Origin of the sequence: Pseudomonas sp. dw_612 (assembly GCF_018449725.1) — a bacterium.
Taxonomy (GTDB): Bacteria; Pseudomonadota; Gammaproteobacteria; order Pseudomonadales; family Pseudomonadaceae; genus Aquipseudomonas.
In genome coordinates, this window is record NZ_JAAVVC010000011.1 from 187,069 (window position 1) to 199,782 (window position 12,714).

Sequence of the window (12,714 nt, forward strand, 5' to 3'; positions counted from 1 at the left end):
GGTTAACATGCGCGCCACTTAATCGCTATCAAGGCTGTGTCGTGTCTTTTGGCCCTCCCTCTCCTCGCTCGTCGCTGGTCCTGGCGCTGATGTTCAGCCCGGCCCTGCTGGCTGACGATCTGTTCCTCGACAACGAGCCGCTGCCCCAAGTGCTGACGGCCACGCGGCTGAAACAGTCGCCGGCCGCCGTGCCGGGGAGCATGACGGTGCTCGACAGCGAACTGATCAACGCCAGCGGCGCCCGGGACATCAGCGAATTGCTGCGGCTGGTGCCGGGGATGATGGTCGGCAACATCAATGGCAACCAGGCGGCGGTGAACTACCACGGCACCAATGCCAGCGAAGCGCGGCGCATGCAGGTATTGATCGATGGCCGCTCGGTGTACCGCGCCGGCCTGGCGACGGTGGACTGGAGCGATATTCCGGTGGCCATGGAAGACATCGAGCGCATCGAAGTCTTTCGCGGCCCGAACACCGTCAGCTATGGCGCCAACGCGCTGATGGCGGTGGTCAACATCATCACGCGCAACCCGGCGGACAGCCACGGCACGCGGATCAAAGTCACCCGGGGCCAGCGCGGCATCAATGATTTCTACGCCAGCCAAGGCACCGGTTGGGACGGCGGCGATCTGCGTCTGTCGTTGTCCGGCCAGCAAGACGATGGCTTTGATTCGGACCGCAACGGCGCGGATTACCGTGACAGTCGGCGCTTGAACCGCTTCAACCTCGCCGTCAGCCAGACGCTCAACGAGAGCCAAAGCATCGACTGGCAATTGAACGCCAAGGACGGGACCAATCAGCGGCCCTACACCTACCGCCCGGTGTTCTCCGGGATTACCGCCGCCGGGAACAATTCCGACGTTATCGCCAAGGATTACGCCGGTTCCCTGCGCTGGAACCTGGACATCAATCCCGATCACAGCCTGTATATCCAGGGCTCGGCGCAGCATTGGGACCGCCAGCAGACCTGGCGTGCCTGTGATGCCGAAGTCTCGTTCAGCCCGCAACTGACCGATTTGTGGCAACTCAACCCGAACTACGCCGAACGCCTGGCGCGCAATATGGAGCGCTACACCGGTCCCGGCGCACCGGCAGGTACCCCGGCCGAACAAGCCCTGGGCAATCAAGTGCTGGACCAATGGAAAAACGGCGCCAGGCAAACCCTGTGCGGTGACATCGACCAGAGCGCCCGGGAATCGCGCTACGACCTCGAACTGCAAGACACCTTGAGCCTGTCCGATAGTCTGCGACTGGTCAGCGGCATGAACTATCGTTACGACCGGGCAGATTCCGAGACCTACTTCAATGGCACGCTCGATGACACCACGTGGCGCACGTTCGGCCAACTCGAGTGGCGCGCCAGCGAACACTGGTTGCTCCAGGGCGGTGCCATGTTCGAAGACACGCAATTGACCGGCAGCTCGCTGACCCCACGGGTGGCGGTCAATTACTTGATCAACCCGCGCCATGGCCTGCGCGCGGTGTATTCCGAAGCGATCCGCTCCCCGGACATGTTCGAGAACAACGTTAACTGGAGCTATCAGGTGACCAACCTGCGGCCCAGTGCCTACGGCCAGACCAGCGCCCGTTATTTCGTCAAGACCCGCGGCCCTGGCGACCTCGACAAGGAGCGCATGCGTTCCCGGGAACTGGGCTACAACGGTTTCTTTGCCGAACTTGGCCTGGCAGTGGATGTGAAACTGTTCTATGACGAAATCACCGGCATGATCAGCGAGCCGTTGCGCAACAACCAGTACATCGCCAGCAACGCCAACAACTCGCGCTTCACCGGGACCGAAACCCAACTGGACTGGCACGTCAGCAGCGTCGATCGCCTGCGCCTGACCTATGCCTACGTCGATGCCAAGTCCAGCAACCCGCTGGACCAACGGCAGACCGCACGCAACAGCGGCTCCGCCGGTTGGCTGCGCAATTGGGGCCAGGGCTGGAACAGCGCGCTCTTCTACTATGGGGACGACGCGCTGAACGGCTACCGCTTCGAACGGATCGACACGCGCATCGCCAAGCGCATCAACCTGGGCAAGGCCAACCTGGAATTGGCCGGTGTGCTGCAAAAGCGTCTCGACCATCAGCCCACCACGTTCGTCGACAATAATTACGACGAACGCCGGGTGCTCTACTTCAGCGCAGAGCTGGCGTTTTAGATGCAACCCCAGTCATGGAAGACGCCAACCCTTGGCCGACTGCTGGCCGGGTTGTGCCTGCTCGTCAGCGGCTTGCTGTGCAGTCTGCCGGCCAGTGCCGTGGAGATTCTCCTGACCGGCGCCGAAGACAGCCCCGGCGTGCAATCCTTCACCCAGGCCCTGAGCGAGTTGCGCCCCACCGACAGCGTGCGTTTCCAGCCACTCGCCAGCCTGCCGGTGCCGGGCAAATTGCCCAGCGGCACGCGCCTCATCCTGCTCGACCTGCCGAGCCTGGACTGGCGCCTGCAAGACAGCCAGGGCCCGGCGACGCTGGTGCTGCGTATCAGTCGCCTGCAAGCGCGGCAACGCCTGAACAATCTGCTGCCCACCCACCTGAGCCTGCTGTGGAGCGATCCGCCACTGGAGCGGCAATTGCGCCTGACCCGGTTGATCCTGCCTCAGGTTCGTCGCGTCGGTGTGCTCTACGACCGGCACAGCGAATTCCTCTTGAAAGAACTGCGCCTGGCCGCCCTGCCCCTGGGCCTTGAGATCGTCAGCGAATCCTGGGACAACACCAATGACAGCCGTCCGTTGCAAACGCTGCTGAAAAACAGCGACGTGCTACTGGGCCTCGACGACCCCGACCTGTACAACCCGAAAACCGCGAAAAACCTGCTGCTCAGCAGCTATGCCCGGCAGATGGCGCTGATCGGCCCCAACGCCGCTTTCGTCAAGGCCGGCAGCCTGGCCAGCACCTACAGCGACCAGAGCGACTGGCTGGCGATTCTCGACGATCTGCTCGACCGGCCACCGGCCAGTTGGCCACGCACGCTCTACCCGCGACACTTCAAAGTCTTAAGCAATCCACAAGTGGCTCGTTCATTAGGTATTGAACAGATGAACGAAGCATTTGTCGCATCAGAGTTGGCCGAAGGAGAAAGCCGCCCATGACCTTCCGTCGCCGTTGGGACATCAACACCCGGACCCAGATCATCAGCCTCGGCCCCGCCCTGTTGCTGACCTTGTTGTTGATCAGTTTTTTCACGTTCGTGCGGATTCAGGACCTGCGCCAGGAACTCAACCACACCGGGCAACTGATCGCCAACCAACTGGCACCGGCCACGGAATACGGGGTGATTTCCGGTAACAACGACGTGCTCGAAAGTCTGCTCAAGGCCACTTTGGCGACGCCGAATGTGCGGTTCCTGGAAGTGCAGGACAACGCCAACCGGATTCTGGTGTACGTCGAGCAACCGTCGGAATCCCACAACCGCTCGCAACAGGTCGAAGTGTTCCAGGCGCCGGTGCGGCTGCAACGGATCGCGCTGAACAATGACTTCTTCCAGAACACCCGCACGTCCATCAGTGCGCCGAGCGAGGATTATCTGGGACGGGTGATCGTCGGCCTGTCCAACGACGCCTTCAGTCAGCGCCAGCAAGAGATACTGTTCAAGGCCGGGATCCTCGCGTTGTTCGCCCTGCTGTTTACCTTCCTGCTGGCCCGGCGTTTGGCGGGCAGTCTGTCGCAACCGATCCGCGACATCGGCAACGCGGTCAAGGCGATCCAGAAAGGCGACTACACCACGCCGCTGCCGATCGTCGATGACACCGAACTGGGCGCCTTGTCGCAACACATCAACAACCTGGCCGACGGCCTCGAACAGGCCAGCCGCGAACAGCAGCAAGCGATGTCGCAGTTGATCCAGACCCGCGAAGAAGCGGAAAAGGCCAACAACGCCAAATCCGATTTCCTGGCAATGATGAGCCACGAACTGCGCACGCCCATGAATGGCGTGCTGGGCATGCTGCAATTGCTCGAAACCACTGACATGACCGAGGAGCAGGTCGAATACGCGGCGCTGGCCTCGGAGTCCACCGAGCACTTGCTCAAGGTGATCAACGACATCCTCGACTTCTCGCGTATCGAGCGCTCGGAGCTGGAACTGGAACACATTCCGTTCAACCTCGCGGACCTGATCGGCAGTTGCGCCCAGTCCTTCCAGCACAGTGCGGCGCAACGCAAACTCGATCTTGAGTTGCGGGTCCCCGACGACATGCGCGCCTTGCAGGTTCAGGGCGACCCGACGCGGATCCGACAGATCTTGGTCAACCTGATCGGCAATGCGCTGAAATTCACCGAACAGGGCCGCGTCACCATCGAGCCGCAATGGCAATCCCTGGACCACGAATTGTTGTGGTTCACCTGCACCGTGCGCGACAGCGGCATCGGAATTTCGGCCGAAAGCCTGGAATTGATGTTTAACGCGTTCCAGCAGGCCGACAGTTCCATTTCAAGACGTTACGGCGGCACCGGGCTCGGCTTGCCGATTGCCCGCACCCTGGCCGAGCGCATGGGCGGCACATTGCGCGCCCAAAGCGAAGAAGGTCGCGGCTCGGCATTCACCTTGGAAATCCCCCTGGCCCTTTATAAACAGGCGTTGCCGGAACTGGCGCCACCGCGGGTGCCGACGGGCAAGGGCCATGGCGAAGGACGCAATGTGTTGCTGGTGGAGGACAATCCGGTCAACCAGACCGTTATCGAAGCGATGTTGCGCAGCCTGGGCTTTACTGTCAGCGTCGCCACTGATGGCGCGCAGGCGGTACGCAGTGCCGAGAGCCTGATCTTCGAGGCGATTCTGATGGATTGCCGGCTGCCGATCATTGACGGCTATGAGGCAACCCGACAGATCCGCCAACTGCCCGGCTGCCTGGACCTGCCGATCATCGCCCTGACGGCCAATGCCTTGCAGGGGGATCGCGAAGCTTGCCTGGCGGCGGGCATGAACGATTACCTGGCCAAGCCCTTCAAACGCACTGATCTGCAGCAAATTCTGCAGCGATGGGTGCAGTAGTGCTGTCCTTTCGGCTATCTGCGACTGGCGTGAAAGGCGAAAGTGCGGCAGTCTTAGGCACCCGAACAGGCCCGAAAAGGGGCTTGAATAATAATTTCAGTGCACAAGTGTACATTCATGTCCTTGGTGCTGTGACTTTCACCACAACGCAATAGTCTATGAGTAGGCTGTCGACTCGAGGCATGAACGCTTCGATCGGCCGGGAAGATTTGCCCCACCCTGCCGCACGGGACTATTGAGGAGCTCGCATGACCAAACAAAACGCCTTTACTCGGGAAGACCTGCTGCGCTGCAGTCGCGGTGAGCTGTTCGGCCCAGGTAACGCGCAACTGCCCGCCCCGAACATGCTGATGGTGGATCGCATCACCCATATCAGCGAAGAGGGTGGCAAGTACGGCAAAGGTGAATTGGTCGCCGAGCTGGATATCACTCCGGACCTGTGGTTCTTCGCCTGTCACTTTGAAGGTGATCCGGTGATGCCGGGCTGCCTGGGCCTCGACGCCATGTGGCAACTCGTCGGCTTCTTCCTCGGCTGGCAAGGTTTGCCGGGCCGTGGTCGTGCACTGGGTTCGGGCGAAGTGAAGTTCTTTGGTCAGGTCCTGCCGACCGCCAGGAAAGTTACGTATAACATTCAGATCAAGCGCGTCCTCAAAGGCAAGCTGAACCTCGCTATCGCCGATGGTTCGGTCAGTGTCGACGGCCGCGAAATCTACACCGCCGAAGGCCTCCGGGTCGGCGTGTTCACCTCCACTGAAAACTTCTAAGGGTTATCCGCATGCGCCGCGTCGTTATCACTGGTCTGGGCATCGTTTCGTGCCTGGGCAATGACAAAGAGACCGTCTCCGCTAACCTGCGTGCAAGCCGCCCTGGCATCCGGTTCAACCCGGAATATGCTGAAATGGGTCTGCGTAGCCAGGTTTCCGGCTCCATTGACCTTCCCCTCGAAGAGCTGATCGATCGCAAGATCTATCGCTTCGTCGGCCATGCGGCGGCTTACGCCTACCTGGCCATGAAAGATGCCATCACCGACTCCGGTCTGACCGATGAGCAAGTCTCCAACCCGCGTACCGGCCTGATCGCCGGTTCCGGTGGCGCCTCCACGCTGAACCAGATGGAAGCGCTGGACATCCTGCGCGAGAAAGGCGTGAAGCGCGTTGGCCCATACCGCGTGACGCGGACCATGAGCAGCACCGTTTCCGCTTGCCTGGCCACGCCGTTCAAGATCAAGGGCCTGAACTACTCCATCGCTTCTGCCTGCGCCACCAGTGCTCACTGCATCGGTACCGCCATGGAACAGATCCAGATGGGCAAGCAGGACATCGTGTTCGCCGGCGGCGGTGAAGAAGAGCATTGGAGCCAGTCGTTCCTGTTCGACGCCATGGGCGCACTGTCCAGCCAGTACAACGAAACCCCGGAAAAGGCTTCCCGTGCCTACGACGCCAAGCGTGACGGTTTCGTCATCGCCGGCGGTGGCGGCATGGTCGTGGTCGAGGAGCTGGAACACGCTCTGGCCCGCGGCGCGAAGATCTACGCGGAAATCGTTGGCTACGGCGCGACGTCCGATGGCTACGACATGGTCGCCCCAAGCGGCGAAGGCGCCATCCGCTGCATGCAGATGGCCATGTCCACCGTCGACACCCCGATCGACTACCTGAACACCCACGGCACCTCGACTCCGGTCGGCGACGTCGCGGAAATGAAAGGTGTGCGTGAAGTGTTCGGCGCCAACGCCCCGGCCATCAGCTCCACCAAGAGCCTGTCGGGTCACTCCCTGGGCGCCGCCGGCGTTCACGAAGCGATCTACTGCATGCTGATGATGGAAGGCAACTTCATGGCGGGTTCCGCCAATATCGACGAACTGGACCCGGAAGTGGCAGACATGCCGATCCTGACCAAGACGCGCGAAGACGCCACCATCAACACCGTGATGAGCAACAGCTTCGGCTTCGGCGGCACCAACGCCACGCTGGTGCTGAAGCGCTGGGCTGGCAAGTAACACCCCCGCCCCGCTCGCTGCACACAAAAACGCCCCGACTGGTTCGGGGCGTTTTTTTTGTGCCTGGAAAAACTGGCCCACCCTACCAACACAAGACCCTGTGGGAGCGGGCTTGCTCGCGAAAGCGGTGTGTCAGCCATGTAGATGTCGACTGACATTCCCTCTTCGCGAGCAAGCCCGCTCCCACAGGGAGGGAATGTGGCCAGTCTAAAACAGCGGTTTTGTTCATGCCGAACATGAAACTTTTGTCATTTAACTCAGCGGCCTGCGACCGAATGTCGCGTGTTTGGCGGGCTGCAGCACTTTTGCGGATTTCGCAAATATTCGTTACCGAACGAAAGCATTTACTTAGCAACCTAACCAAACATATAACAGAGTCCTGCACACGCCTTGCTGCAGATAACAGAGATTGGAGCTAGCAGATGACTGTAAAAGTAACTGAACGCGACGATTCACATAAATCCCACGAAGGTGTAGCCGCCGGTATCCGCATCTGGGACGTACATCAACAAGACATGCTGGTGGGAATGTTCCACTCCGAGACTGACGCCCACAGCTATAAGGCCGAACTGGAAACACTGGAACAGAAACGCGAAGCGTCGGCCAACTGAGCCTGCGTGACGAGTGAAGCGCCTGCCCGGCCCTCAGCCGAGGCAGGCGACTTTTGATCAGCTCAGGTCCAGCGTCGCCAGATGCAGCGTGTCCTCCACAACCACCGAAGGCGCCAGACCAGTGATCCTGCCGGACTCCACTTCAGCAAACTCGCAACGGCCCTTACCCATCCCGTCGTTCCTGACCGCAAACCGGACACTGTCCGGATAACGCTTGCCGTCTTCGAAATCCATTCCGCAGGCGATCAGGAAATCGATTTTCGAATCGGTCTTTTCCAACTCGTCATCCCGTTGCCCGTTCTCCAGAACCGCATAGTCCAGGCACACATTAATGCTGAATGGGCATTGCGCAATTAACGTATTGGAAAACACCGGGCCATAACCGTCCAGGGAGTTGTGTTCAGCCACCGTAGAACTGACACCCTTGACCTTGATCTTCAAGTTATCCGACAGTTTGAAGAACCAATAACCAGCGGCACTATCAACATACTGACCGAAATCAATAGCGGACACATAACGTTTTGGCCACATGGACATCTCCGGTGTTCCGTTACTGAGAACCTTGAAATTACTGGTGGTCATCACATAGTTGATCACATCAAAATAAGCTGCCTGCCCCTCTCCTACTTTGATCAACGTGGCACAAGTGCCTGCCAGCAATATGACTTTTCCATATTGATTCACCGGCAGCCAATTCATCAGAATCTCCATACAATCAGGCATTCTGTCCATGTACGCCATACTGAGCTCCAACAGCTCTTCTTCGCGCTGTGCGCTGCTCCACGGCACGTTCCAAAAAAATTCGGGCAAGGTAAAGAACAGGCATTCGCTGTCTGGACGCTGATCAATGGCGGCCTTGGCCGCTACTTCGAGCCGGTCGCTGACAAACTGCATTCGCCTGTCGAGTTCCTGGCTCACATAATCCGTCATGGACTGGCCTGGCTTACGTGGCCAGGAAAACTCGGAATGAAAGGTGGGGTGTTGCAGAGAAGCGATAGTTACTAACATCAAGAACCTCAAACGTATTTAATTAATAAGCCTCCTCGATGAACAATTGAATACGGGATGAAACAACAGACACAGGAACAAAAACCCGAAACCGCACATTTCCCTTGAATATTTAATACACCCATAAAGAAGAACCCGAAAGAGCGTATCCAACCACTCTTTCGGGCTCAAGGCATTTTATAAGTTGAAGTACTAGCGAATGTGTAGTTACCCATCACTACACTTCAACAACTACCACATCAAATCATCAGGAATCTGATAGGCCGCGTATGGATCGTCCTCGGCCGCGACTTCTTCCTTCTTGACGTTCAGCTGCACGATGCGCTGCGGATCGCGCTCCTGGATCTTCAGGGCCGCCTCACGCGGGATCACTTCGTAACCGCCGGCGTGGTGCACGATCGCCAGGAAGCCATTGCTGAGCTGGTTGCGCATCAGCGTGTTGACCGAGATGCGCTTGACCTTCTTGTCGTCCACGAAGTTGTAGTAATCCTCGGTGGTCAACTTCGGCAGGCGCGAGACTTCGATCAATTGCTTGATCTGGGCCGCGCGAGCCTTGGCCTCGACCTTCTCCTGCTGCAAGCGGTTCAGCTCCTGATCGCGCTTGACCTTCTCGGCCAGCGCTTCCTGGGCCAGGCGCTGCTGGGTATCGTCCTGCTCGATCTGGCCTTTATGGACCAGGCGTTGCTGCTTCTGTTTCTCTTTGCCGACCTGTTTGGCCTGCTTTTGGTTGACCAGCCCTGCTTTGAGCAACTGGTCGCGAAGGGAAATGCTCATGGTGCTTATTTCTCACTTAGGCAACTGCTCAACCGCAGCTGGGCAAATTCTTTTCCTGACGTTTGGCTTCGCCCCACAGGGCGTCCAACTCTTCGAGGGTGCAATCTTCTATGGGACGGAGGGTGTCGCGCAATGCCTGTTCGATAAAACGGAAGCGTCTTTCGAATTTGCTGTTGGCGCCGCGCAAGGCGGTTTCCGGATCAACCTTCAAATGACGCGCCAGATTGACCACGGAAAACAGCAGGTCACCGACCTCATCGGCAATCGCTGCCGAGTCGTTGTCGGCCATGGCTTCGAGCACTTCATCCAGTTCTTCACGGACCTTATCCAGCACCGGCAACGCATCCGGCCAGTCGAAACCGACCTGCCCGGCGCGCTTTTGCAACTTGGCCGAACGGGACAATGCCGGCAGCGCGGTGGGTACGTCATCAAGCAAGGACAGTTGTTCCGGCGCGGAAGATTTCTCGGCGCGTTCTTCGGCCTTGATCTCTTCCCAACGCTGTTTGACCTGTTCTTCATTCAGACGCGGGACGTCCAGCGGCGCGTACAGATCGCCGGTGGGGAACACGTGAGGATGACGGCGGATCAGTTTGCGGGTGATGCTGTCGACGACCCCGGCGAATTCGAAACGCCCTTCTTCCCGGGCCAGTTGGCTGTAATAAACCACCTGGAACAGCAAATCCCCCAACTCGCCCTGCAAGTGATCGAAGTCACCGCGCTCGATGGCGTCGGCCACTTCGTAGGCTTCTTCCAGCGTGTGCGGGACGATCGTGGCGTAGGTTTGCTTGATGTCCCACGGGCAGCCGAACTGCGGGTCGCGCAGGCGGTTCATCAGGTGTAACAAGTCTTCAAGGCTGTACATCGATTTCTCTCGTTAAACCGGTCTCTGTAGGAGCTGCCGAAGGCTGCGATCTTTTGATTTTAAAGAGCAAGATCAAAAGATCGCAGCCTTCGGCAGCGCCTACAGTGAGATCGAGCACCGCTTATGGCGTACGGTTACGCCGGGTTTCGATGATGTTCGGCAATTGGGAAATCCGCCCCAGCAACCGACCCAACGCATCCAGCCCCGGAATCTCGATGGTCAGGGACATCAACGCGGTGTTGTCCTCTTTGTTCGAGCGGGTGTTGACCGCCAGCACGTTGATCCGCTCGTTGAGCAGCACTTGCGAAACGTCACGCAGCAGACCGGAACGGTCGTAGGCTCGGATGATGATGTCCACCGGGTAGGTGAGCACCGGCACCGGGCCCCAGCTGACCTGGATGATCCGCTCCGGCTCGCGCCCGCCCAGTTGCAGCACCGAGGCGCAGTCTTGGCGGTGAATGCTCACACCGCGGCCCTGGGTGATGTAACCGACGATCGCATCCCCCGGCAATGGCTGGCAGCAGCCGGCCATTTGGGTCATCAGGTTGCCGACACCCTGGATCTGGATATCGCCGCGCTTGCCCGGCTTGTAACCGGTGGCTTTGCGCGGGATCAGTTCCAGTTGCTCGTTGCCGCGTTCCGGCTCGACCAGTTGCTGCGCCAGGTTGACCAGTTGCGCCAGGCGCAAATCGCCGGCACCGAGGGCGGCGAACATGTCCTCGGCGGTTTTCATGTTGGCCTTTTCGGCCAACTTGTCGAAATCCACCGCCGGCAGGCCCAGGCGCGCCAGTTCGCGCTCGAGCAAGGTTTTACCCGCCGCGACGTTCTGGTCCCGAGCCTGCAATTTGAACCAGTGAACGATCTTCGCCCGCGCCCGCGAGGTGGTGACGTAACCCAGGTTCGAGTTCAGCCAGTCGCGACTCGGGGTGCCGTGCTTGCTGGTGATGATCTCGACCTGCTCACCGGTTTGCAGGCTGTAGTTGAGCGGCACGATGCGCCCGTTGATCTTGGCGCCACGGCAGTTGTGACCGATTTCGGTGTGCACGCGGTAGGCGAAGTCCAGCGGCGTCGAGCCTTTCGGCAAGTCGATGGCGTGACCGTCAGGCGTGAAAATGTAGACCCGGTCCGGCTCGATATCGACCCGCAACTGATCCGCCAGGCCGCCGATGTCACCGAGTTCTTCGTGCCACTCGAGGACCTGCCGCAGCCAGGAGATTTTCTCTTCGTACTGGTTGGAACCGGCCTTTACGTCGGTGCCCTTGTAGCGCCAGTGCGCACACACCCCCAGCTCGGCTTCTTCGTGCATCGCGTGGGTGCGGATCTGCACTTCCAGCACTTTGCCTTCGGGGCCGATCACTGCAGTGTGCAGCGAGCGGTAGCCGTTCTCTTTCGGGTTGGCGATGTAGTCGTCGAATTCTTTCGGGATGTGCCGCCACAAGGTGTGGACGATGCCGAGCGCGGTGTAGCAGTCGCGCATTTCCGGCACCAGCACGCGGACGGCGCGCACGTCGTAGATCTGGCTGAATTCCAGACCCTTGCGCTGCATTTTGCGCCAGATCGAATAGATGTGTTTGGCCCGGCCGCTGATGTCGGCATCGACGCCGGTGGCGGTCAGCTCATTCTTCAACTGGTTCATCACGTCGGCGATGAAACGCTCGCGATCCAGGCGCCGCTCATGCAGCAACTTGGCGATCTGTTTGTACTGGTCAGGCTCAAGGTAACGGAAGGACAAGTCCTCCAGTTCCCACTTGATATGACCGATACCCAAACGGTGAGCCAGCGGTGCGTAGATGTCGAAGACTTCACGGGCGACGCGGTTGCGCTTTTCGTCGTCGGCGGTTTTCACCGCACGGATCGCGCAGGTGCGTTCGGCCAGTTTGATCAGCGCGACGCGCACGTCGTCGACCATGGCCACCAGCATCTTGCGCAGGTTTTCCACCTGGCCCTGAGTGCCCAGCACCAGGGATTGACGGGGGCTCAGGCTGGCGCTGATCGCCGCCATGCGCAACACGCCGTCGATCAGCTTGGCGACCACCGGACCGAAGCGCTGGCTGATCGACGGCAATTCGATCTGGCCTTCGCGCACGCCGCGATACAGGATCGCGGCGACCAACGAATCCTGATCGAGTTTGAGGTCGGCGAGAATCTCGGCGATCTCAAGGCCCGTGCGGAAACTCGAGGTCCCTTCGGACCAGAGATTCTTCGCCGCATTGGCTTGTTGTTCGGCCTGTCGAGCGAACTCGCAGGCTTCCTTCAAGGCTTCGCGATCCAGTGCCTGATCGACAGTGACCGCGTGATCGAGCCAAGCCTCGAGATTGATACTGCCGTCGGTGTTGATCGGCTGGTGTGCTCTCACCTGTACCATCTTGCTTTACCTTCCCTACGACGCAGATTCAATGCGTCAAATCGCTGACCTTCATTGCCCGTGAGCCCGCGCCGGGCTGGTGCGCGGCGGCTGCACGGGCGG

Annotated in this window: 10 protein-coding genes; 6 read left to right on the top strand and 4 right to left on the bottom strand. The window is 59.5% G+C overall.

Translation table 11 applies throughout. The features are described 5' to 3' along the window. The first annotated feature begins 41 nt into the window (after positions 1 to 41). From HB680_RS18505 to HB680_RS18530, 6 genes are all read left to right on the top strand, one after another. On the top strand, positions 42 to 2,165 hold the full coding sequence (locus HB680_RS18505; protein WP_346657410.1) for a TonB-dependent receptor: 2,124 nt from the start codon (positions 42 to 44) through the stop codon (positions 2,163 to 2,165). Further along, positions 2,166 to 3,095 carry an ABC transporter substrate-binding protein gene (locus HB680_RS18510; protein WP_213940004.1) on the top strand — a complete coding sequence of 310 codons (930 nt, stop codon included), beginning with the start codon at positions 2,166 to 2,168 and terminating at the stop codon, positions 3,093 to 3,095. Continuing rightward, complete coding sequence (locus HB680_RS18515; protein WP_213940005.1) at positions 3,092 to 4,996, top strand: ATP-binding protein; 1,905 nt, start codon at positions 3,092 to 3,094, stop codon at positions 4,994 to 4,996. Before HB680_RS18510 ends, HB680_RS18515 begins: the two co-directional genes overlap by 4 nt. 248 nt (positions 4,997 to 5,244) lie before the next feature. Continuing rightward, entirely contained in the window at positions 5,245 to 5,760 is a 516-nt protein-coding gene (gene fabA / locus HB680_RS18520) for a 3-hydroxyacyl-[acyl-carrier-protein] dehydratase FabA (RefSeq protein WP_213940006.1), read from the top strand. A gap of 11 nt (positions 5,761 to 5,771) precedes the next feature. Beyond that, complete coding sequence (gene fabB / locus HB680_RS18525) at positions 5,772 to 6,992, top strand: beta-ketoacyl-ACP synthase I (protein ID WP_054054895.1); 1,221 nt, start codon at positions 5,772 to 5,774, stop codon at positions 6,990 to 6,992. 422 nt (positions 6,993 to 7,414) lie between these two features. Beyond that, positions 7,415 to 7,603, top strand: coding sequence for a hypothetical protein (locus HB680_RS18530; protein WP_213940007.1), 189 nt, complete (start codon positions 7,415 to 7,417; stop codon positions 7,601 to 7,603). 57 nt (positions 7,604 to 7,660) lie between these two features. Here HB680_RS18530 and HB680_RS18535 read toward each other — a convergent pair whose 3' ends face one another. From HB680_RS18535 to relA, 4 genes are all read right to left on the bottom strand, one after another. Then, the gene (locus HB680_RS18535; RefSeq protein ID WP_256735578.1) at positions 7,661 to 8,533 is read right to left on the bottom strand and encodes a hypothetical protein; all 873 of its coding nucleotides are present in this window, start codon (positions 8,531 to 8,533) and stop codon (positions 7,661 to 7,663) included. 309 nt (positions 8,534 to 8,842) lie between these two features. After that, positions 8,843 to 9,385, bottom strand: coding sequence for a DUF2058 domain-containing protein (locus HB680_RS18540; protein ID WP_054054889.1), 543 nt, complete (start codon positions 9,383 to 9,385; stop codon positions 8,843 to 8,845). Positions 9,386 to 9,413: 28 nt separating this feature from the next. After that, entirely contained in the window at positions 9,414 to 10,247 is an 834-nt protein-coding gene (gene mazG / locus HB680_RS18545) for a nucleoside triphosphate pyrophosphohydrolase (RefSeq protein ID WP_213940009.1), read from the bottom strand. 121 nt (positions 10,248 to 10,368) lie between these two features. Beyond that, positions 10,369 to 12,612: a GTP diphosphokinase gene (gene relA / locus HB680_RS18550; RefSeq protein WP_213940010.1), complete on the bottom strand. Its 2,244-nt coding sequence runs from the start codon at positions 12,610 to 12,612 to the stop codon at positions 10,369 to 10,371. Positions 12,613 to 12,714: the final 102 nt, after the last annotated feature.